This is a genomic window from Amorphus suaedae (assembly GCF_053629675.1).
Window position 1 is genome coordinate 1,399,278 of sequence record NZ_JBRJIT010000002.1, and the last position, 22,054, is coordinate 1,421,331.

The 22,054-nt window shown below is 67.9% G+C and carries 16 protein-coding genes and 1 tRNA gene; 5 read left to right on the top strand and 12 right to left on the bottom strand.

The features are described from left to right. Window positions 1-101: 101 nt before the first annotated feature. Both AB7M35_RS20250 and AB7M35_RS20255 read right to left on the bottom strand, forming a co-directional pair. On the bottom strand, window positions 102-728 hold the full coding sequence (locus AB7M35_RS20250) for a response regulator transcription factor (protein ID WP_453962254.1): 627 nt from the start codon (window positions 726-728) through the stop codon (window positions 102-104). Next, complete coding sequence (locus tag AB7M35_RS20255) at window positions 725-2,335, bottom strand: MASE4 domain-containing protein (protein ID WP_453962255.1); 1,611 nt, start codon at window positions 2,333-2,335, stop codon at window positions 725-727. Before AB7M35_RS20255 ends, AB7M35_RS20250 begins: the two co-directional genes overlap by 4 nt. A gap of 285 nt (window positions 2,336-2,620) precedes the next feature. Between AB7M35_RS20255 and AB7M35_RS20260 the strand changes: the two genes are divergently transcribed. Continuing rightward, window positions 2,621-3,451 carry an alpha/beta fold hydrolase gene (locus tag AB7M35_RS20260; RefSeq protein ID WP_453962576.1) on the top strand — a complete coding sequence of 277 codons (831 nt, stop codon included), beginning with the start codon at window positions 2,621-2,623 and terminating at the stop codon, window positions 3,449-3,451. A 145-nt stretch (window positions 3,452-3,596) separates the two neighbouring features. On the opposite strand, the gene AB7M35_RS20265 is transcribed toward AB7M35_RS20260, so the two are convergent. After that, window positions 3,597-5,897: an FdhF/YdeP family oxidoreductase gene (locus AB7M35_RS20265; RefSeq protein WP_453962256.1), complete on the bottom strand. Its 2,301-nt coding sequence runs from the start codon at window positions 5,895-5,897 to the stop codon at window positions 3,597-3,599. A 437-nt stretch (window positions 5,898-6,334) separates the two neighbouring features. Further along, window positions 6,335-6,424 (bottom strand) — tRNA-Ser (locus tag AB7M35_RS20270). Between the two features lie 558 nt (window positions 6,425-6,982). Here AB7M35_RS20270 and AB7M35_RS20275 point away from each other — a divergent pair. From AB7M35_RS20275 to AB7M35_RS20285, 3 genes are all read left to right on the top strand, one after another. After that, window positions 6,983-7,306: a hypothetical protein gene (locus tag AB7M35_RS20275; protein WP_453962257.1), complete on the top strand. Its 324-nt coding sequence runs from the start codon at window positions 6,983-6,985 to the stop codon at window positions 7,304-7,306. 88 nt (window positions 7,307-7,394) lie between these two features. Further along, window positions 7,395-8,066, top strand: a complete 672-nt coding sequence (gene msrA / locus AB7M35_RS20280; protein WP_453962258.1) for a peptide-methionine (S)-S-oxide reductase MsrA — start codon at window positions 7,395-7,397, stop codon at window positions 8,064-8,066. A 58-nt stretch (window positions 8,067-8,124) separates the two neighbouring features. Beyond that, window positions 8,125-8,976, top strand: coding sequence for a CHAD domain-containing protein (locus AB7M35_RS20285; RefSeq protein ID WP_453962260.1), 852 nt, complete (start codon window positions 8,125-8,127; stop codon window positions 8,974-8,976). Window positions 8,977-8,990: 14 nt separating this feature from the next. On the opposite strand, the gene AB7M35_RS20290 is transcribed toward AB7M35_RS20285, so the two are convergent. Next, window positions 8,991-9,464 (bottom strand): DUF4188 domain-containing protein, encoded by a 474-nt coding sequence (locus AB7M35_RS20290; protein WP_453962261.1) that lies wholly within the window; start codon window positions 9,462-9,464, stop codon window positions 8,991-8,993. Between the two features lie 160 nt (window positions 9,465-9,624). Next, window positions 9,625-10,638 (bottom strand): penicillin-insensitive murein endopeptidase, encoded by a 1,014-nt coding sequence (gene mepA, locus AB7M35_RS20295; protein ID WP_453962263.1) that lies wholly within the window; start codon window positions 10,636-10,638, stop codon window positions 9,625-9,627. A gap of 426 nt (window positions 10,639-11,064) precedes the next feature. Between mepA and AB7M35_RS20300 the strand changes: the two genes are divergently transcribed. Continuing rightward, window positions 11,065-12,027, top strand: coding sequence for a cation diffusion facilitator family transporter (locus AB7M35_RS20300; protein WP_453962264.1), 963 nt, complete (start codon window positions 11,065-11,067; stop codon window positions 12,025-12,027). 41 nt (window positions 12,028-12,068) lie between these two features. Here the strand turns inward: AB7M35_RS20300 and AB7M35_RS20305 are convergent, their stop codons facing one another. From AB7M35_RS20305 to AB7M35_RS20330, 6 genes are all read right to left on the bottom strand, one after another. Further along, the gene (locus tag AB7M35_RS20305) at window positions 12,069-13,442 is read right to left on the bottom strand and encodes an amidohydrolase family protein (protein ID WP_453962267.1); all 1,374 of its coding nucleotides are present in this window, start codon (window positions 13,440-13,442) and stop codon (window positions 12,069-12,071) included. A gap of 26 nt (window positions 13,443-13,468) precedes the next feature. Continuing rightward, window positions 13,469-15,406 carry a TRAP transporter large permease subunit gene (locus AB7M35_RS20310; protein WP_453962269.1) on the bottom strand — a complete coding sequence of 646 codons (1,938 nt, stop codon included), beginning with the start codon at window positions 15,404-15,406 and terminating at the stop codon, window positions 13,469-13,471. Window positions 15,407-15,497: 91 nt separating this feature from the next. Then, on the bottom strand, window positions 15,498-16,592 hold the full coding sequence (locus tag AB7M35_RS20315; RefSeq protein WP_453962270.1) for a C4-dicarboxylate TRAP transporter substrate-binding protein: 1,095 nt from the start codon (window positions 16,590-16,592) through the stop codon (window positions 15,498-15,500). Window positions 16,593-16,924: 332 nt separating this feature from the next. Continuing rightward, window positions 16,925-18,046 (bottom strand): ABC transporter permease, encoded by a 1,122-nt coding sequence (locus AB7M35_RS20320; protein ID WP_453962272.1) that lies wholly within the window; start codon window positions 18,044-18,046, stop codon window positions 16,925-16,927. A 4-nt stretch (window positions 18,047-18,050) separates the two neighbouring features. Further along, the gene (rbbA, locus tag AB7M35_RS20325; RefSeq protein ID WP_453962274.1) at window positions 18,051-20,831 is read right to left on the bottom strand and encodes a ribosome-associated ATPase/putative transporter RbbA; all 2,781 of its coding nucleotides are present in this window, start codon (window positions 20,829-20,831) and stop codon (window positions 18,051-18,053) included. After that, complete coding sequence (locus AB7M35_RS20330) at window positions 20,828-21,901, bottom strand: HlyD family secretion protein (protein ID WP_453962277.1); 1,074 nt, start codon at window positions 21,899-21,901, stop codon at window positions 20,828-20,830. The genes rbbA and AB7M35_RS20330 overlap by 4 nt, the downstream gene beginning before the upstream one ends. Between the last annotated feature and the right edge of the window lie 153 nt (window positions 21,902-22,054).

Here is a 22,054-nt window from a genome sequence, read left to right on the forward strand (position 1 = left end):
TCCCAAGTCGGGCCGGGCGATCGGCAGGACGGATCCACCTGTCATCGGCAAGGGTGCGGAAGAAGGGGGGCTGGAGGCAATTGGACCTTGGCCCAGTGGAGCTACGCCCCGGGGCTATTCCGCGATATCGCGTCGGCGGTCCGGATCAGCTCGGCGATCGAGCGCGCGCGCATCTTGCGCATGACCTGGGCACGATGGACCTTGACGGTCACCACGCTCAGTTCCAGCCGCGCGGCGATCTCCTTGTTGAGGCGCCCTTCGGCCACGTAGGCCAGGACGTCGCGTTCGCGGGGCGTGAGGGACTCGTACCTGTCCACCAGTTCGCGGAGCCGCCCCGTCTCCTCGCGACGCTTGCTGTCGATGAGAAGCCCCCGGCACACGGCGTCCAGCAGGTCCTGGTCGCGGAACGGCTTCGTCAGGAACTCGATCGCGCCGCGCTTCATCGCCTCGACCGACATGGGAATGTCGCCATGGCCGGTGATGAAGACGATCGGGGGCAAGCCGGCTCTGGACGAAAGCACGCGCTGCAGTTCCAGCCCGCTCTGGCCCGGCAATCGTACGTCGAGAACCAGGCACGTGGGGACGTCGGGCAGGTCGGCTTCCAGGAACGCCGTTGCGGAGGAGAAGGCACGGAGCGGCTGGTCTACCGAGCGGAACAGGTTCGACAGCGACTCCTGCACCGCAAGATCGTCGTCGACGAGAACGACGAGGGTCTCCTCTGGGGTCATGGGTGCCGCTGCTCCGTCTGGTTTTGCCCCTCTGCGGGTAGACTGAACTTGAAGATGGCGCCGCCCGCAATGCCCGGCTCGGTCCAGATGCGCCCGCCGTGCGACTCCACGATCGACCGGCACAGCATCAACCCCATACCGAGCCCGTCCGACTTGCTCGTGACGAAGGCCTCGAAGATATCGCGGGACTCGCCGATACCGGGCCCGGAATCCGCGACGGCAACCAGAACCTGCCCGGGTTCGAGCGGTCCTGTCGTCACGCTGACGACGCGCCGGCGCTCGACCCTGGCCATGGCCTCGATCGCATTCGTCAGCAGGTTGGCGAGCACCTGCTCGAGCTGAAGCCTGTTGGCGGGAACCAGGGGTAGGTCCGGATCGAGATCGAGCTCCAGATGGGCGGCGGCAAGCTTCACGTCGCGCTGCAGGTCCCGTGCCACTCCCGCCACGACGGAATTGAGGTCGACAGGTCGGCGTTCGTCCGCGCCTTTTCGAAAGATCGAGCAGATGGCCGCCACGATGTGACCCGCCCTGTGGCCCTCGCGGACGATGCGTTCGAACGATGCGATCGCCTCGCCGAGATCCGGGCGATCGCGCTCGAGCCAGCGCAGGCCGGCATCGGCGTTCGTCACCATGCTCGCCAGGGGCTGGTTCACCTCGTGAGCGATGGACGCCGACAGCGCCTCCATGCTGGCGAGACGCGCCTCGCGGGCCCGGCGCTCCGTCGCGGTGGCGCGCACCAGCCGCGCATAGAGGGCCGTCATCTCCGACAGCAGCACGAAGAGGACGACGCTCGCGGAAACGAGCCCGAAGATCCGTCCCGCCCACCAGCCGAGGCTGAGGCGGCTGCCGGCGCTGACGTAGGACAGCATCACCACCTCGAGCAGAACGGTGGCGATGGCAACCGCGAGCCAGAGGTCGAGGACGGAGTCGCCCCGTCGCCAGAGAAGATAGAGCGCTGCGGCATAGAGGACGACCGCCGCGAGCGGGATGTACCGCCAGGCGGGAGAGGGTTGCCGGGCGTCCTGCATGAGGTGCGGCAGCAGGCTGTCGGCCGTGGTCGCGAGGAGGCCGAGCGCGCACGCTGCCAGCACCGATCCGGCCACGCTGGCGATGATCGCGGGGCCGGTGCGCCGGACGGAGACGCCGCCCGACCGGTCGTGCAGAAGAAGGTAGACGATGACGAAGGACGGCCACGCGAGCCGGCGTACGGCCGCGATCGTCGCCGTGCCCTGCAGGCCGGCGTCGAAGAGGCCGTCGGGCGCAAGGGCGCCGGGGAAGGTGAGCGCCCACGGGATGATGGTGAGCGAGAGGACCAGATACCCCGTCGCGAGCGACAGGATGCCGGCCGAGGCGGTGACCGAAAACAGGGCGAACAGCAGCACCGCCGTGATCAGGTCGTTGACGAACATCGCCGTCGCGTACGCCGCCAGGAACGGCGCTGATCCCGGCAGTGCTACTTGCGAGACCGGGGCGACGACCGCCGCCGCCAACGCCAGGCCGACGACAAGCGCCAGCGCGAAGGCCTTCTGCCTCCGGCCCGGCGGCGAGCGCGATACCAGGAACGCCTGGTCGCGGTCGTTCGACGGCGTGGTCCGCCAGTTCGCCATGCCTGCTCACCAGATGCGGCCTTCGTCGGCCGGATTATACCGAAGGCTAGACTGCACCCTGCCGAAGTCTTGCGCGCCGATGCCAAGGGGCAGGATGCAGGGAGGTTGCTCCTGACTTAGACCGGAAGGGACTGCAACGGAGCGTCGACGATGACCGATCACATCACGTTCAGCAACGTCAACCGCCGGACGGTTCTGGCGGCAACGGGGATCGCCTTCGCGGGGCTGGCCATCGGCGGCGCCGCAGTTGCCCAGCCCGCGCCCGCCACACCAGGAGACAGTTCAATGGACACCGTGACCACCAAGGACGGCGTGACCCTGTTCTACAAGGACTGGGGCCCGCGCGACGCGCAGCCTCTCGTGTTCAGCCACGGCTGGCCACTCTCGTCCGACGACTGGGACGCCCAGATGATGTTCTTCCTGAACAACGGCTTCCGCGTCATCGCACACGACCGCCGCGGTCACGGCCGGTCGACCCAGGTGGCGGACGGCCACGACATGGACCATTACGCCGACGACCTGGCCGCGCTGACCGAAGCGCTTGATCTGAGGAACGCCGTTCACATCGGTCACTCGACCGGCGGCGGCGAAGTGATCCACTACATCGCCCGCCACGGTGAAGCTCGCGTGTCGAAGGCGGTCATCATTTCCGCCGTCCCTCCGATCATGGTGAAGACCGAGGCCAATCCGGGCGGACTGCCGATCGAGGTGTTCGACGGCTTCCGCGCGCAGGTCGCGTTGAACCGTGCCCAGTTCTACCAGGATATCGCCGCCGGACCCTTCTATGGGTTCAATCGGCCCGATCGGGCGCCCCAGCCGGGCGTCATCGCGAACTGGTGGCGGCAGGGCATGATGGGCGGCGCCAAGGCCCACTACGACGGCATCGCGGCGTTCTCGCAAACCGACTTCACCGAGGACCTGAAAAAGATCCAGGTCCCGGTTCTCGTGATGCACGGGGACGACGACCAGATCGTGCCCTATGCCGATTCCGCGCCGCTTTCGGCGAAGCTTCTCCCCAACGGGACGCTGAAGACCTACGAGGGCTTCCCGCACGGGATGCCGACGACGGAAGCGGAGACGATCAACGCGGACATCCTTGCCTTCCTGAAGGGCTAGCGCTCCCTTCGCCGGTCGCGCGCGGGTTCACGCCGCGCGCGACCTCGTCGAGGTTCGCCGACGCCGTGCGGATCACCCCATCCGCCCCATCAGGTTGACCATGACCCAGATCCCGGGCATCCCGTCCAGCGCGTCCCTTCCGTGCTCAGGCGACGATCCGCACCGGCGTGCCCTTGTAGGCGGGGGTCTGGGAATTCTTCTCGTGATAGCCGAGCGGCACCAGAGGATTGAGCTCGGGATAGTAACCGGCGACGCAGCGCGGCGGCAGGTCGTAGGGCGTGACGGTCAACCCGTCGACCCGTCGGTCGACTCCATCCTCGACCGCGCAGACGAGCGCGACCTTCTGGCCTTTCGCAAGACCGAGCCGCTCCATCTCGTCGGTATTGATCAGCAGGATCTCCCGGCTTCCCTCCAGGCCGCGCAGGCGGTCCGAGAACGCGTAGATCGTGGTGTTGAACTGATCGTTCGAGCGCAGCGTGACGAGGGTCATCACGCCCTCGCCGGACGGTTCCTGTCCCAGCGCCGACAGCGTCGTGGGCGTGGTGAACTGCGCCTTGCCGCTCTCGGTGTTCCACGTCCGGTCGCGCGCCGGATTGCCGCGATAGAAGCCGCCTGGCTCGAACATCCGCGCGTTGAAGTCCGCGAAGTCGTCCGGGTAGGTGGCCGCGATCAGGTCGCGGATCAGGCCGTAGTCGCCCGTCCAGTCGTCCCATTTCAGCCTGGGATTGGCGGGCAGGGTGGCCTTCGCGATGGCCGCCACGATCGCCACCTCCGACCGGACGTTCTCGCCTGGCGGATCGGCAGGTCCGATCGAGCCGGAGACGTGGGAAAGGGAATCCTCCATCGAGACCGCCTGCTGGCCGCTCGACTGCATGTCCTTGTCGGTCCGGCCGAGGCAGGGAAGGAGGAAGGCCCGCTGCCCCGGCGTCAGGTGCGAGCGGTTCGGCTTGGTCGCGATGTTCACGGTCAGGCGCAGGCTGGGCCAGGCCTTTTCCATGCGCTCGCGATCGGGGAGGGCGCGAACGAGATTGCCGCCGAGCGAGATCAGCGCCTTGACCCGGCCGTCCAGGATGGCCTCGCATGCGTGAACCGCGTTCAGTCCGTCCTCGGTCGGCGGGTCGATGTCGAACAGCTCCCGCAGCTTGTCGGCCGGCATGTGCGCGCTCTTCTCGCCGACACCGACCGTCCGCTGCCCCTGCACGTTGGAATGACCGCGCACCGGGGAAATCCCGGCTCCCGGCCGGCCCATGTTGCCGCGCATCAGCAGGAGGTTGCACAGCATGCCGAGGTTGAGCCAGCCGTTGACGTGCTGGGTCAGCCCCATGCCGTAGATCCCGATGGCCTTGTCCGCCGCCAGATAGATCTCTCCGGCTTCCTCGATCATGGCGCGCGTCAGTCCGGAGTGGGCCTCGATGTCCGACCACGAAACGTTGCGGACGGCCTCCACCATCTCTTCGTAGCCAGTGGTCTCGCTCGCGATGAAGCCGCGGTCGATCACCGTTCCAGGGGCCGCGTCTTCCGCCGCCAGCACGCACTTGATGAGCCCCGCCAGCACCGCGATGTCGCCGCCGGGGCGAACCTGGAAATAGCGGTGCGAGATGCTGGTCGGGCTTCCGACCGTCATCTGGACGATGTCCTGGGGGTCGACGAACTCGATCAATCCGCGTTCGCGCAGCGGGTTGAAGGTGACGATCCGGCAGCCGCGATCGACGGCGGATTTCAGCACATGCAGGAAGCGGGGGCTGTTGGTGCCGGTGTTCTGGCCGAAGAAGAAAATCGTGTCGCAGTGCTCGAAGTCTTCGAGCGTGCAGGTGCCGACCGGCGTTCCGATGAACGACTTCAGGTTCACCGAGGTCGTTTCGTGGCACATGTTGGACGACTGCGGCAGGTTCTGGTGCCCGAAGGCCCGGGCGAACAGCGCATAGAGGTACGAGGCCTCCAGCCCAGCGTGTCCGGAGGCGTAGAACACCGATTGCTCCGGCGGCAGCGCGCGCAGTTCGCTCGCGATTTCCGAGATGGCGTCGTCCCAGGACACGGGCAGGTAGCGGTCGCTCTCGGGGTCGTAGCGCAGCGGGTCGGTCAGGCGGCCGCTCTTCTCCAGATCGTGGTCGTGGAGGGTCCGCAGTTCGGACACGGTGTGCGCCTGGAAGAACTCGGCGTCGGCGCGGCGGGAGTCCACCTCCCAGAACGTCGCCTTGGCGCCGTTCTCGCAGAACTCCGCGGTGTGTGGCTTGGCGGGCTTGGCCCAGGCGCAGGCGCTGCACATCATCCCGCCCGGCTTGTTCTGCTTGGCGAGAATGCGCAGCGCGACCGAGGAACTGGCCTCCCCGAAGATCCGGGAGACGCCCTTCAGCGATCCCCATCCGCCGGCGGCGCTGTCATAGAACGGCGTGTCTGGATCCTGATCGGTCGGGCTGTGAGCGGGGCGGCGGGGTTCTTCGCTCATCATAACCTCCATGCGGACGGGTTGGGGAACGCCGCCTATACGTGCGGGTTCCGGCAAGTTCGCCGATAGGGAGGCTCTGCGACGTTTCGCCCGGGACGGCCCTGTTGTCGCCGGTGGCGCCCCCGCGGATTACCGCCGCGGGGGCAAATCATGGCTTGAAGCGCGTCGACGATATCCACCTGCCGACCGGAGCCGAAGTCGCCGGGGCGCGATCGACACCCCTCCGGGGTGAGGCGAAGAGGCCGGTCCGTGTCGTCGCCCAGGCGCTTGCAATGCAGGCGCTGCCAGATCGACCTCGTGGAGGGACAGGAAGACGTACGTGGTGAGACCGCTAAAGCGGGGCCGGACGCTGCCGACGAGCTCGATCGCGCGAAACGAAACGGCGTCGAGAAAGTTGGAGGCCACCGAAACCTTGCGCACCGTTCGACGGCGGTCGGTGGCGGATGGGGTGGGATTCGAACCCACGAGACAGTTTCCCGCCTACACGCTTTCCAAGCGTGCGCCTTCGACCACTCGGCCACCCATCCAGCGCTCTCGCGACGCGGCGGAAGACGTCGGCGCATTCCACGCCGGATCCCGGATCCGCATCTCGTTCGATCGACGTGTCCCAAGGCGCCGCAATGGCGGCCAACACCATCCTCGATCGAAGGAGAGTGCAGGGTCTAGCCGATCCGCAGGCGGGCGTTCAAGAGCAAAGACGCGTGAAATGCACGTTCGCCCACGAGAACCGCGTCGAAGGTGCCCGCCGGTGATCCGATCCGCCGTCCCGCGCGTGAAAGAAAGGCGTCCAGCTGGTCGCCCGGACGCGCCGGCCCATGTGTGTTTGCCGGTTGCCCGGTGGAAGGTGCTGTCAGCGGGCCACGAGCAGTGCGCGCAGACCCGGAGCCATCGTCGGAACGCGTCTCCCGATAAGGGCGACGCTGGACGGGCCTGGTCCGATCGGCGACAACACGCCTCGCATCGCGGCGATGCGCGTGGCCCGCGGCCAATGGCGCGGAGGTGGGGCGATGGGGCAGACCCCTCTCGCGCCGACGGCCGGGGAGGCGCGGGGGCCCTTGGAAAGGGCACGCGGTGGAAAGGATCCGATGCGCACGCTTCTGTGGATAGTCAGCCTGCCGCTGCGGCTTCTCGGCTGGGGGCTCTTCCTCGCCGGCCTCGCCGCCGGTGCCTACGATGTCTTCCACAGCGTCCAGATCGGCCACAACGACTCCACGTCGCTCGGAGAGTGGTGGTATGCCCTGAGCCCGGGGAGCCTGAACCTCTCCCAGGCGGTTGTTCAGCGTTATATCAGCCCGGCGCTGTGGGATCCGTACATCCAGGGCCTGCTGATTGCCCCGGGCTGGGCGGTGCTCAGCGTGCTCGGCATCGTGGTACTGGTGCTTGCGCGGGTGCTCTGGCGCCCCAGATAGGAAGTGAGATTCGGGGGATGCCGGTCCGACCGGCGATCCCCACCTTCGCGGGCCGCATCGCCATCGCTTCAACGAACGAGGTCAATCCATGTCGCTCCTGAACATGCTGTCGAAGAAGCTGTCGCTGCCCTCCAGCTCCGAGGCCATCCCCGGCCGTCCGGATCCGATACCGACGGCGAAGCTGCATGCCGTCAACGGCAATCCTCTCAAGGGGCCGTATCCCGACGGCACCGAGACGGCGGTGTTCGCGCTCGGCTGCTTCTGGGGCGCCGAGCGCCTGTTCTGGCAGCTCGAGGGCGTCTGGGTGACCGCGGTCGGCTACATCGGCGGCCCGACGCCGAACCCGACCTACAACGAGGTGTGCAGCGGACAGACCGGCCACACCGAAGGGGTGAAGGTCGTCTACGACCCGGCGGTGATCTCGTTCGAGGAGCTGCTGAAGGCCTTCTGGGAAGGCCACGACCCGACCCAGGGCATGCGCCAGGGCAACGACGTCGGCACCCAGTACCGGTCGGCGATCTTCACCAGCACCGAGGCCCAGCTCGCCGCCGCCGAGGCTTCGAAGGCCGCCTACGGCAAGGCGCTGGCGGCCCGCGGGTTCCCCCCGGTCACCACCGAGATCAACGCCGACGCACCGTTCTATTTCGCCGAGGACTATCATCAGCAATATCTGCACAAGGTCCCGCATGGCTATTGCGGTCTTGGTGGAACCGGTGTGAGTTGCCCGACGGGGCTCGGCCTCGGCGCGCCGGCCTCCTGACCGCCGGGGCGCGCCGTCCGGGCCGGGGAAGGGCGCGTACCGTATGCCGGGAGTACTGGTGAAGTCGGACGATGTGGGGCGCGACCTCAAGCGTCTCCTGGTGGCGGATCTCGCGGACGCCATCGCCGCCCTCTGCGACGATCGTCTCGCGCGCGAGGCGCGGGTTCATACCGCCCGGAGGAAGCTCAAGCACGCCCGCTCGGTCCTGCGCATCCTGAAGCCGCATCTCGGCGGCGACTACGACCGACGTCGCGGCGAACTGCGCGATGCCGCGGCGGCGCTCTCCGGAACACGTGATCTCGACGTCATGGCCGCCACCGCCACCGGCCTGTCGGAGCATGCTCCGGGCAAGCTGAAGCCGGTCATCGGAGACATCGCCCTCGGCGTCGCGCGCGAGGCGGAGGCGGCCCACTCCACGGAAACGCCGGTCGATCACGTCGTCGAACGCCTGCGCTCGGCCCAGGCCGAAGCGGAAGCGCTCGGCGACCCCGAAGACGGAGCGGCGCTGTTCCGGGGCGAACTGGAACGGGCCTACAAGGCCGCCCGGAAGGCGATGGCGGCGGCGCGCGCGGGGGAAGGCGAGCACCCGTTCCACGAGTGGCGCAAGCGCGTGAAGCACCATTTCCATCTGAGCCGCATGGCGAAGGGGGCCGGCAAGGCGACGACGAAGAAGGTTGTCGCGGATCTCGATGCCCTCGGCGAGCTTCTCGGGCTCGAGCACGACCATGCGGTGCTTGCCGCGCGCCTGCTCGACGACCCGCTGCTCGCCGGCGACGGACGCTCGGCCGACCGCATCCACGAGGTCATCGACGCGCGCCGGGCCAAGCTGCAGAAGAAGGCATTCCGGCTCGGCGCGAAGCTCTATGCCGACAAGCCGAAGGCCTTCCGCGACCGCATCCGTCTGGATTGAGTGGGGGCGCCGGCTCAGCCGGTGAGGCGGGCCCGGGCCTCGCTGCGGTTGCCGGTGGCCGGAATCAGCGCGCCGACCTTTCCCAGGCCGAACGGGGGCATGCCGGAATACAGCGTCTCATACTGGCCGGCCCGGACCACAAACGTCTCGTGCCAGATGCCGACGTCGCCGCGGCTGGTCTTCATGCGACGGTTGAAGGCCGTCCAGGCCGGAAAATGTGCGGCATCGGTCGCGCGGGCATAGGCCTCCAGATGGTCGAAGCTTCGCCAATACTGGACGATCGTGCCGGGGCCGGCACCGGATCGCCCGAGGAAGCCCGTTTCCGCGGCGGGAAGGCGGTGGAGTTCGGCCATCATCCGCATCATGGCTCGGACCACGGGCAACCATTTGTGGATCTTCCACGGCTTGTTGACGCGCAGGCCGATCAGGAAGACGACGAAATCGCCATCGATCTGGGCGGTCATGCGTTCATCGATCACGGTGCCCACAGGTCTTGTCCCAACGGGAGCCGGATCCGCCCGGGCGCGATGCCATGGTCGGAAGAGCGGCTCCAGGCTTCGCTCCACATGTCTACGTCCGGCGCGGTCGACCGGTTCACGGCCCGGGACCCTCTGGTCGTCTCAGGGAGCGTCCTTCGCGAAGCCTCGCCTAGTCGGCCAGCAGCACGGCGCGGCAGGCGGCGGGCAGGTCGGCCAGCATCGTTTCCTTCGGCTCCGCGGGGGTGCCCGGCTTCGGCTTGTAGGGCGCGTCGGTGAACCACCAGGCGAGCTCGGAGCCGCAACCGGAGCCGGCGGGCGGCGGGGACTGGTCGCGGCAGCTCTTGTCGCCGGCCGGGCAGGTCAGCCGGACGTGCAGGTGATCCTTGTGTCCGTACCAGGGCCGAATGCGCCGCAGCCAGGTTTCCGCGCCGCGATCGGTCGCCGCCCACTCGCAGAGCGCCCGCTTGATGCCGGGACTGACGAAGATGCGCGCGACGTCGGGGTCGGACGCGGCACGCTTGAGCAGGCGGTTGTGGGCGTCGGTCCAGATGGCGGGGTCGACCTCGAAGGCGCCCGCCATGGTCACCTCGATCGCGCTGATTTCCTCGCGTTCGTCGGCCGAAAGCGCGTGGTCGGGCATCGGCAGGAACCAGATGTCGGCGTCGAGGCCGATCTGGTGGCTGGCGTGGCCGGTTATCATCGGGCCGCCGCGCGGTTGCGACATGTCGCCGACCAGCAGGCCGTTCCAGCCAAGTGCCGGCGCGTCGCCGGCAAGCCGCTCCAGATAGTCGACGAGCTTCGGGTGACCCCAGTTGCGGTTGCGCGACAGCCGCATCACCTGCCAGTCGGGACCGTCGACCGGCAGCGTGACGGCGCCGGCCAGGCAGCCGCGCGCATAGGATCCGATGGACCGGGTCGGCGCCGGGGAGGGGGCGGTCCGCGCGCCGAACAGGAAGCGCGCCGGCTGGGAGAGGTCGGGCGGGGGCGCCGCGTAATCCTCGGGCACGGCGGGCTTCGCCTCTGGCGTCGGGATCGCGACGGCCGCCGGATCGGCGATCGCCGCCGCTGGCGAAGCATCTGGCTCAGCCGCGGAGGGCTGGGCCTCGGTCGCGCTGGCCGCGACGGTGCTCACCAGGAGCAGGAGGCCGGCTGCACACAGGCGGCGTATCGCGGGCGTGGCCATCGTCCGGTCTCCGGCGGGATTGCGGTTCGCGCGAGCGACTATGGCCGAGTCGCCCTTCGGCGGTCGAGGCGGTGCCATGGCGCAGGCCGGGTGCGCCTGCGTGCCCGACGAAGCCGAGCCCGGACGGGAAACACATCTACTCAAGAGATGTTATAAAGTTACGGTATGGGTTTCGATTAAGATTTGCTTTGCGCATCCACGCATTTGCCGGATTTTTTGTGATGTTCTGAGCGCGCGCGCAATAAAAATCGGGTATCCGGCCTTGAGATCGGCGCGGCGATCCCGTAGAGCATGGCGCATCGGGCACGGGCCCGCCGCAAGGGCAGCGGAAGTCTCGGGCCGATTGCCCCGGAGCCTTGCCGGACCGGACGGTACCAGCAACTTTGAAGCGGCTCCCGAAAGGGGCAGAAGCGCCGAAAGGATACCATGGCAGCGCACGATCACGGTCACGGCCATTCCCACGGCCACTCGCACAGCCATGCGTCGGAAAACGAGCGCGCCACGCTGATCGCGGCGGTGCTCACGGGCGGCTTCATGATTGCCGAGGCGGCGGGCGGCATCATCGCCAACTCGCTGACGCTGCTGGCCGACGCCGCCCACATGATGACGGATTCCGTCGCGCTGTTCCTGGCGTGGTGGGCGTTCCGCCAGCTGCGCAAGCCGGCGACGCCGGAGCTCACCTTCGGCCATCACCGGATGCCGGTGCTGATCGCCTTCGCCAACGCCATCGTCCTGCTGCTGCTGACCGTCTGGATCTTCATCGAGGCCGTCGGGCGCATCGCCGCCCCGGAACCGGTGGCTTCAATTCCGCTGCTCATCGTCGCCTGGCTCGGCCTTCTGGTGAACATCGCCGCCTTCCTCGTGCTCTCGGGCGGCAACAAGGAGAGCCTCAACATCCGGGCCGCCGTCCTGCACGTGCTGTCGGACCTGCTCGGATCGGTGGCGGCGATCATCGCCGGCGGCGTCATCCTGTTCTACGGCTGGACGATGATCGACCCGATCCTGTCGATCCTGGTCGGACTGCTGATCCTGCGCACGACGATCCGGCTGATGCGCGAATCCGCCCACATCCTGCTCGAAGGGGCGCCGCGCGGCGTCGAGCCCGCCGCCATCGCCGCCGATCTCACGGCCAGCGTGCCGGGGGTGGAGAAGATCCACCACGTGCATCTGTGGTCGCTGTCGGAGGAGAAGGTGCTGGTCACGCTGCACGCGGTCGTGTCCCAGGATACCGACGCCGCGATGGCCGCGGCGGGGATCCGTGCGCGCCTGGCGGACGAGTTCGGCGTCGGCCACGCCACCGTCGAGCTGGAAGCGCCGGGGCGCGAGACCGTCGCCGAGGCGGCGGTCTGCACCGCCGACCCCGTTCCCGGACACGGCCACGCCCACTGACCCGATCGGTCGGCTGCTCCGGACGGGCCGCGTCCGCAGGATCAGGCGAAGCTGGCGGTCGGCGCGTTCGCCCGGAAGTCCGAGACGATGCGGCGGCCGGACGCGATGAGGCGCTCAGCGGTCTCGCCGAGGCCGTCGACGAGCAGCTTGCCGTCGCGCTTCATCACCTGCCCGTTCACCAGCACCGTGTCGACGTTGCCGGGGTTCGCGTAGCAGACGACCGCGTTGGCCGGGTCCTGCACGCCGATCATGTTCATGTCGTCGGCGCGCAGCAGGACGATGTCCGCCTTCTTGCCCGGCGACAGCGAGCCGACCCTGTCCTCCAGCCGGAAGGCGCGGGCGCCGCCCATGGTCGCCCATCCGAGCGCCTGCTTCACCGTAACCGGGATCGGATGCGGGCGCTCGCCGCTGACCGCCTTCATGCGGAGGCTGGTCAGGTGCCGTTCGGTCTGCAGCGAAATCCGGGTGACGGCGAACATGTCGGCGGCGAAAGCGCTCTCGACGTCCGACCCCAGCGCGATCGGCCCGCCCATGGCCAGCAGCCGCCCCGACAGCGGGTCCGTGTAGCACATCTGCATTTCGACCTCGGCCGTGACCGCGAAGCTGGCGCCGTTGTCGACGAGCCGCGTCAGGTCGGCATCGGTCATCTCGTTGCCGTGGACGACGTTGAAGCGGCGGTCGATCAGGCCCTCGGCCTCGGCGCGCTTGTAGCCGTCCGGCGCGTTCATCAGCGCCTGGGAGTGGTGCATGGAGGTGACGAGATCGAACTCGCGCCCGAGCCGCAGGTCCTCCAAAAGCACCTCCTCGGTGCCGATCTGCGGTCCCAGGATCGCCAGCCCCATGGTGACCAGCGCGTCGTCGCTGGCGAGGCGGCCCTTGCGCAGACGCTCCACCTCGCCGCGGGGCATGGGGATCTCGGTATAGGGCCGCTGGCCTGGCTTCGGATCCGGCTTCGGCGAGCCGTGCAGGAACACGGCGCGGATCCCGGCTTCCAGGAGCCCGTCGACGGCGGCGTCGGTGTGATCGGGGGTGGGGTTGTTGTGGTGCCAGTCGACGAGGGTGGTGACGCCCGCGTTGAGCTGGTTCAGCGCGCCCATAAAATTGGCGAGATAGATGTCCTCGGGCGTGAAGAAGCCGGCGAGCCCGGCATGCATGGCGCGGAAGTAGTTGGTGCCCGTCCAGTCGCTGCCGAGCCCGCGCAGGCCCGTCTGCCAGGTGTGGATGTGGGCGTTGACGAAGCCCGGCATGACGATGCGGTCGTGCGCCTCGATGACGGTGGCGCCCGCCGGCGCGTCGAGGTCCGGCCCCACCGCGCTGATGACGTCGTCCTCGATGAGGATGTCGGCCCGGGTGAAGTCGCCGAGCTCGGTATCCATGGTGACCACCTGGCCACCCTTGATGAGTGTGAAGGCCATCGTGCCTGCCTCGTCGGTCGAAAGGGTTACAGGAACACGGTGCTGATCGCCGGAACCAGCACCAGGAGAATGGTCACCAGCACCATGGTGATGACGAACGGGGCCGCGCCCGTGAAGATGTCGGACAGCGACACGAACCCCGGTGGAAGCGAGCCCTTCACCACGAACACGCTCAGGCCGAATGGCGGTGTCAGCAGCCCGATCTCGATGGCGATCACGGTGACGATGCCGAACCAGATGAGGTCGCCGCCGAGCGCGGCCACCACCGGCAGGGCCATCGGCAGCATGATCAGCATGATCGACACGGAATCGAGGATCATGCCGAGCAGCACCACGACGGCCAGATAGAGCAGCATGAAACCCAGGAGGCTGACGTCGAGCGAGGCGATGAATTCCGTCATCTGCATCGGGATCGTCGTGAGCGTCAGCATCCGGCCGTAGAGGTTGGCCGCGATGATCAGGAACAGCAGCCCCGCGGTGATGTAGCCGGTCTCCAGCGCCAGCGACCTCAACACCTTCCAGTTCAGTTTGCGGCGGGCGAGGCCCACGACCACCGCCCCGAAGGCGCCGGCGGCGCCGGCTTCCGTCGGTGCGAACACGCCGCCGTAGATGCCGCCCATCACCACGAACACGATGAACACCACCGGCAGCAGCCGGCCGGCGATCCCGGACGCGGACATCGCCTCGTATTCCGCCAGCGGCGCCGCCTCTCCGGTGAACTCGGGGAAGAAGCGCGCGAGCACCAGGATGAGCGCCGAGAACGCGCAGGCGAGCAGGATGCCCGGCACGATCGCCGCGATGAACAGCGAGCCGATCGAGACCTCCGCCAGAAGGCCGTAGATGATCAGCAGCAGGCTCGGCGGGATCAGCATGCCGAGCACCGACGACCCGGCGACGGTGCCGACGGCGAAGCGGCGGGTGTGGCCGGTCTCCAGCATCGGCGGCACGGCGATCCGGCTGAACACCGCGGCCGACGCGATCGAGGAGCCGGTGATCGAGGCGAACACCGCGTTGGCGGCGACGGTGGCGATGCCGAGGCCGCCACGCACCCGCCGCAGCGCCAGCACGGCCACCTGGAAGGCGTCGCGGCCGACGTCGGCCTTGTCGAGGATCAGCCCCATCAGCACGAACAGCGGCACCACGCCGAACTCGAACGACTTGATGGCGCCACTGGCGGCGATCCCCAGGGCGTTGTCGGCCACGACGATGTTGTTGCGCGCCAGCCAGACGCCAATGAACGACATGGCCAGAAGCGCGAAGGCGATCGGCATGCCGCAGGTGACCAGCAGCAGAAGCCCGAGGAAGCAGGCGATGCCCAGCGTCACCCGGTCGAGCCCGCCGTAGCCGAACAGCAAGACCGCGCCCAGGACGAACGCGAACACGATGATCAGCGGAATGACGTTGGGGCCAATGTCGTCGCGGCCGAGCCGGATCGCGTCGCGCAGCGACAGCCCCATGCGTCGCACCACCTCGAACAGGGCAACCGCGGCGCCGAGCGCCACCGCCGCCTTGAACGGCCACAGCGCCATCTGGTAGGCGCCCACCGCCCCGTCGAACTCGCCGGACACGTAGGCGTCGATGAAGTCCTCCAGCAGGTAGGCGAACATCCGGTAGAACAGGAAGGCGGCCGTGGCGAAGAACAGCGTGTTGAGGACGGCGGCCACCATCGGCCGGTAGGTCGTCAGCGGTGCCAGGATGAATTCCACCCCGATCAGCCGTTCGTTCCGGATCGTGGCGCCGAGCTGCAGGAAGACGCAGGCGACGATGCCGTTCGCAACGAAGTCGGTGACCCCGTAGACTGGCCGGTTGAACAGGAACCGCAGCGCGATGTCGGCGCAGATGGCCAGCATCATCACCACGATGGTGGTGGACGCGACGACCGAGAGGGCAAGCGGAACGTAACCCGTCAGCCGGTCGAGCCGGGACGTGGTCGGGGTGGTCTCCGGATGGCCGGCAGCGGGCATGGACGACTCACGTGATGGGAGGGAGCAGGGGGCGGACTTCGCCGAGGCCGAAAGTCGGTCGCCCCTGCCACCGGGCAGGGGCGGGTCGGGCTCAGACGTTGGCGGACCAGTCGCGCAGCGGTTCGCCGCCGACGGAGCGCAGCGTTTCCATGAACTCGATCATGATCCGCCGGGCGGGCACGCCCTTCGCCTCGTTGGTGTCCACCCAGATCTTGCCCAGGTCGGGCAGGCGGTTGACCCATTCGACGCGCTGTTCCTCGGGCATCACCGAAACGGTGGCGCCTTCCGCCGCGAACTTCTGGAAGACCTGGCCTTCGCGCTCCTCGATCAGGCGAGCGTTCTCCAGCGAGTATTCCCGGCCGAGCTCGGCGATCACCTGCTGGACGTCATCCGGCAGGGCATCGAAGGTGTCGGCGTTGACGCCGAAGCCGCCGAAGGTGAGGGGGCCGGTGTCGACGCGCGTCACGAAGGGCGCCACCTCATGCAGCTTCAGCGGATAGGCGCCGGTGGCGATCAGGATGGTGCCGTCGCCCACGCCGGTCTGCAACTGCGAGTACATCGCGGGAATGCCGGTGTTGATCAGGGTCGCGCCGAGCGGCTCGACCCACGGCGCGCACACGGGCACGCCCAGCAGCTTCATGCCTTCCAGGTCGGCCAGCGTGTTGACCGGCTTCTTGGTGAACAGGTGATAGCCGTCGGAGACGCAGGAACCGAAGTAGGCGACGTTCTGGTCCTTCCACTCCTTCTTCATGGCGTCTTCGGTGTCGTTGAGCGTGTTCATCACCTCGATCGCCTGGCTCACCTTCGATGTGGCGAACGGGGTCGAGTACATGATGTTCTGCAGCGGCAGGGTGGAGGGCTCCCAGAGCGCGCCGATCCAGCCCATGTCGGTCAGCTGCTGGCTGACCGCCTCCAGCGTGTCGTTGAAGTTGTAGAGGGTGCCGCCGAACGCCTCGGTCCAGTCGATCCGGTAGTTGCTGCCGCGCTCCTCGAGCAGCGCGTTCGACTTGTCGACGACGATCGTCTTCAGCGGCGTCACCCACGGGATCACAGTGGGGTGACTCGACGAGATGGTCAGCTGGATGGTTTCCGTCGCCGCCAGCGCCCTGCGACCGAAGGTCAGCGGGGCGGCGGCCGTTGCGGTGATCATGCCGGCGAGCATGGTCCGCCGATCGATTGTCAGCATGGCGCGTTCTCCCTGGAGCCGCCGTTGCCCGGATCACCGCGATCGGAGGTCAGGCGACGGCTCGACTTGTTGATTCCGGAGCCGTGATCTCTCGTCCCGGCGTTTGCCGGCATGCGAGGGAGGTTCCGGGTTCGGGCGGGTCATGCGATGGCCCGCCGCTGCGCCCTCTTCCGGGGCTGCAAGGCTATCGAGCGGACAAGCTAGCGGGGTCGCACTCGAAATGCAATCGATTGCAGCGGCGCTGCGTCGTTCTGTTTCGGCGCCTTTTTCCCGCTCGTCCAACAAGGCCCATTGCGACCTGCGAAGGGTACCGGAGCACCCCCGGCGGGCGATCAGACCATGGTGCTGATGCTCTTGCGGAACTGAGTCAGCGAGATCGCGAACAGGATCGCGCCGATCGCCGCCAGCGACAGCAACTGCGGCCAGACGACACTGAAGCCGGCGCCGCGGAACAGGACCGCCTGGGCCAATAGAACGAAATGGGTGTTGGGCGACGCCAGCATGATGACCTGGACGAACTCCGGCATGCTTTCCCGCGGCGTCATGGCGCCGGAGAGCATCTGCATCGGCAACAGGACCAGCACGAACAGGAGCCCGAACTGCGGCATCGAGCGGGCAATCGTTCCAAGCAGGATCCCGAGTGCCGTGGTGGCGAAGATCTCCAGCGCCGCGCCGAACAGGAACAGCATGATGGACCCGTGCAGCGGGACCTTGAGGAGCGTGTGGATCACCAGGGCGAGCGACAAGCCGGTCGCGACCAGCACGACCAGACCCATCGACCAGATCTTGCTCGTCATGATCTCCAGTGGCGTCACCGGCATGACCAGAAGATGCTCGATGGTGCCGTGCTCGCGCTCGCGAATGAGGGCGGCTCCGGTAAGCACGATGGCAAGCAGCGTGACGTTGTTGATCAGCTCCATGACGGAGCCGAACCAGGTCTTGTTCAGTTCGGGATTGAAGCGCGAGCGCGGCACCAGCGCGATCGAGACCTCGGATCCGTCGCGGTAGCGGTTCACGAACTCCGCCACTTCGTCGGAGATGATCTGGTTGACGTAGCTGGTCCCGGTGAAGGCCTGGCTCATTCGGGTGGCGTCCACGTTGAGCTGTACCGCCGGCTGCCGGCCGGCGAGCACGTCGGCCTGGAAGTCCACCGGAATATCGAGCGCGAAGGTGTCGAGCCCGGCGTCCATGCGCGCGTCCATCTCGCGGTGGTCGATCAGTTTGGGCTGCACGAAGTAGGGCGGATAGAACGCATCAACGAGGCGCTGGGAGAGGGCGGAGCGGTCCTCGTCGACGATCGCGATCGGGGCACGGTTCAGGCTGTCCGGCTCGGCGCTCGCTCCGGCATATACGGCCAGCGTGAAGGCATAGAGGATCAGGATCATCATGGTCCGGTCGCGCGCCAGCGACCGGATTTCCTTGATGCCGAGCTGGATGACGTTGGAAAGCCGCATGGCGTCAGCGCTCCTGCTTCTTCAGGAGGACGGAGGTCAGGAGAAGGAGCACCGGCACCGACGCGGAGAGGATGGCGAACGACGTGTGAAGGTCGGAGAAGCCGAGCGCCTTGGAGAAGGTGCCGCGCGCGATCGTCAGGAAATGGGCGGTCGGGTAGACCTCGCCGACCACGCGCCCGAAGCCCTCAAGCGACGAAACCGGGTCGGTCAGTCCGGAGAAGCTGATTGCCGGCAGCGTGGTGAGGATCGCGGTACCGAAGATCGCCGCGATCTGGCTGCTGGTGAAGGTGGAGATGAACAGACCGACGGAGGTGGATGAGAAGCAGTAGATCAGCGCGCCGAGCAGGAGCGTGAGGAAGCTGCCCTTGAGCGGCACGTCGAAGACCGTCACGGCGGCTGCCACCAGGATCAGGAAGCTCAGCATCGATACCGCGACATAGGGGATCTGCTTGCCGATCAGGAATTCCAGCCGCGTCGTCGGCGTCACGTAGAAGTTGACGATCGAGCCGAGCTCCTTCTCGCGCACCACGCTCAGGGCGGCGAGCATCGCCGGGATCATCATCAGCAGGATGGGGATCACCGCCGGCACCATCGCGACCAGGCTCTTGACGTCCGGGTTGTAGCGGTAGCGGATTTCAACGCTCGCCGGCTGGGCGACAGCGGCGGCCTGTCCCCGCTCGCGGGCCTTCTTCAAAAGCCAGGTGGCGTGCATGCCCTCGACATAGCCGAGGATCGTCTCCGCCCGCGTCGGCATCGCGCCGTCGATCCAGGCGCCGATCTCGACCGGTCGTCCGCGCGCGAGGTCGCGAGCGAAGCCGGGCGGAATCTCGATGGCCACGCCGAGCTCGCCCTCGCGCATGCGCCGGTCGAGCTCCTCGTAGCTCGTCAGCGGATCCTGCTCGACGAAATAGCGCGAGCCGGTGAGGTTCTGGGCGTAGTCTCGGCTGAGCGTGGTGTCGTCGCGATCGATCACCGCGACCGTGAGATTCTCCACGTCGAGGCTGATGCCGTAGCCCATCACGAACATCAGGATCAGACTACCGAGGAGCGCCAGCGTCAGTCGGACCGGATCGCGCCGGAGCTCCAGCGCCTCCCGTGCGGAGTAGCTCAACATGCGCCGGGGATCGAACCAGCGCCGCCATCCAGCGCCACCCGCGCTCTGCTGGGGGCTCGTTTCCAGCGGCTCGCCTATGACCGACTGGGCCTCCTCCACCTCGCCGCCCTCCACGGCCTCCATCAGGTAGTCGATGAAGGCGTCTTCCAGGCTCGCCGCGCCGCGGTGCTCAACGATTGCGGCCGGCGTGTCGGACACCAGGACGTGGCCGGCATGCATGAGCGAGATGCGGTCGCAGCGCTCCGCCTCGTTCATGAAATGGGTGGAGATGAAGATCGTCACCCGGTCGTTGCGTGACAGGTCGGACAGCAGTTGCCAGAAGCTGTCGCGCGCGATGGGATCGACGCCGGAGGTCGGCTCGTCGAGGATCAGCATCTCCGGCTTGTGGATCATCGCAACCGCGAGCGACAGGCGCTGGCGCAGGCCGAGCGGCAGCGAGTCCGGAAGCGCGTCTGCGACGTTGATGAGATCGAAGCGCTCGCTCATCTCCCTGACGCGCGGAGCGATCTCGTCGCGGGAGACCTGGAACAGGCGCGCGTGCAGCTCCAGGTTCTGCCGTACGGTCAGCTCGGTGTAGAGCGAGAAGGCCTGCGACATGTAGCCGACGCGCCTGCGGGTCTCCAGGTCGTTCGGGTCTACCTCGTGCCCGAACAGCCGCGCCCAGCCTTCGCTCGGCGGCAGCAGGCCGGTCAGCATCTTCATGGTGGTGGTCTTGCCGCAGCCGTTCGATCCGAGGAACCCGAAGATCTCGCCGCGCTCGATCGCAAGGCTTACATGATCCACCGCGGTGAAGGCGCCGAAGCGCTTGGTCAGTCCCGCCGCCTCGATCGCCAGCCCGTCGCCGTCGGCGCGCGGCGGGATCGTCACCTCCCGATGCGCGGCCTGGATCTCGGCCGGAAGCAGCGCGATGAAGGCCGCCTCCAGGGTGGCGCGGCCGGTGCGCGCCAGCAGCTCCCCGGTGGTTCCGGTCGCCAGAACCCGCCCGGCGTCCATGGCGACCAGCCAGTCGAACGACGCCGCCTCTTCCATGTAGGCCGTCGCGACGATGACGCTCATCCCCGGCCGCCCGGTGCGCAGTGTCCGGATGAGATCCCAGAATTGCCGGCGCGACAGCGGGTCGACGCCGGTGGTCGGCTCGTCGAGGATGAGCAGGTCCGGATCGTGGATCAGCGCACAGCAGAGCCCCAGCTTCTGCTTCATGCCGCCCGAAAGCTTGCCCGCCGGCCGGTCGATGAAGGGCCGCAGCCCCGTCGCCCGGGTGAGCTCGTCGATCCGACGGTCGCGTTCGGCCCGAGCGTGACCGAACAGCCGCCCGAAGAACTCCAGGTTCTCGCGCACCGACAGCGTCGGATACAGGTTCTTGCCCAGCCCCTGGGGCATGTAGGCGATGCGCGGAATCACCGCGTCGCGCGCGGCGGTCCGGCCCATGTCCGCGCCCAGCACCATGACGGTTCCGGCCTGGATCGCGCGCGCGCCGGCGATCAGCGACAGGAGGCTGGATTTGCCGACCCCGTCGGGGCCGATGAAGCCGACCATCCGGCCGGCGGGGATGTCGAGGCTGACGGCGTCGAGCGCCAGCGTCTTTCCGTAGCGCTGCGACACGTCGGAAAGCCGCGCCACCGACCCGGCGGCCGGACCGTCGTCTCCGTCACGGGCCGCCGTCGGGGTCATTGCGGCAGCTTCACCTGCAGGTCGTCCGGCCATTCGGCGCCGGAGTCGATCTTCACGTAGGCGACGCCAGGCACACCGGTCTTGACGATGTTCAGGTACCTGCGCAGCAGCTCCGGCGCGATCCGCGCCTTCACCCGGAACATCAGCTTCAGCCGTTCTTCCTGGGTCTCGACGGTCTTCGGCGTGAACTGGGCGACATCGGCGACGTAGGAGATCGTGGCCGGCACGACATATTCCGGCGCGGCGTCGAAGATCAGCCGTGCCTCCGAGCCCACGTGCAGGCGGCCCGCGGCGGCCGTCGGCAGGAAGAAGTTCATGTAGACGTCGGTCAGGTCGACCATGTTCAGCACGGTGCCGCCGGCGGCGACCACCTCGCCGGGCTGGGCGACGCGGTACTGCACCCGTCCGTCGCGCGGCGAGCGCAGGGCGGAATCCTCGATTTCGGTGTCGATGCGCTCGATCTGCGCCTTGATCGCCTCCACGGCGGCCTCGGCCGACACGATCTGCGACTTCGACTGGGAGATGGCGGCCTCCGACGCGGCGACCTGAGCGTTAGCGGCGGCCAGCGCCGCGCGGGCGCCCTCGAAGTCCGCCTGGTCGTCGTCGAGCGTCTGCAGCGAGGTGGTGCCGCGCTCGGTCAGCCGCTCGGTCCGGTCGAGGCGCTTGCGGGCGGCGTTGACCTCCGCCGTGCGCTGGGCGACGACGGCATCGGCGGCTTCCCGCTCCGACGTGCGCTGCTTGACCAATTCCGTGGCCGTCTCGATGGCGATGTTGGCGCGCCGGAGCTCGGCTTCCGCCTCGCGCCGCTGGGCGCGCAGCGTCGCCGTGTCCATCTGCACGAGCAACTGGCCGGCCGTGACCGGATCGCCCTCGTCGACGAGCACGCTCTCGATGCGCCCGGCGACCTTGCTGGCGATGTCGATGGAGACCGCCTCGATCCGGCCGTTGCTGGACGCGAAGCCCGGCGGCAGCGTCTCGTTGCGCAACGACATCCAGACGAAGGCCGCTGCTCCCGCCAGCACCGCGACGACGAGGAGCCGGAGCCACCATGCGCGGGCGCTGTTCTGCATGATCGGGTCAATCCTCTCCGGGGGGGCAGGCGGGAGGGCGGTGTGAAGCGCCATCCGCCTTCTGAAGTCTCCTCCCGCAGGGCGCTTGCCACATTGCGCTGCATCAAAGCCTCGCCCGCTGGCTGGCTCTGCGCCCTCCCAAGGCCGTGAGCC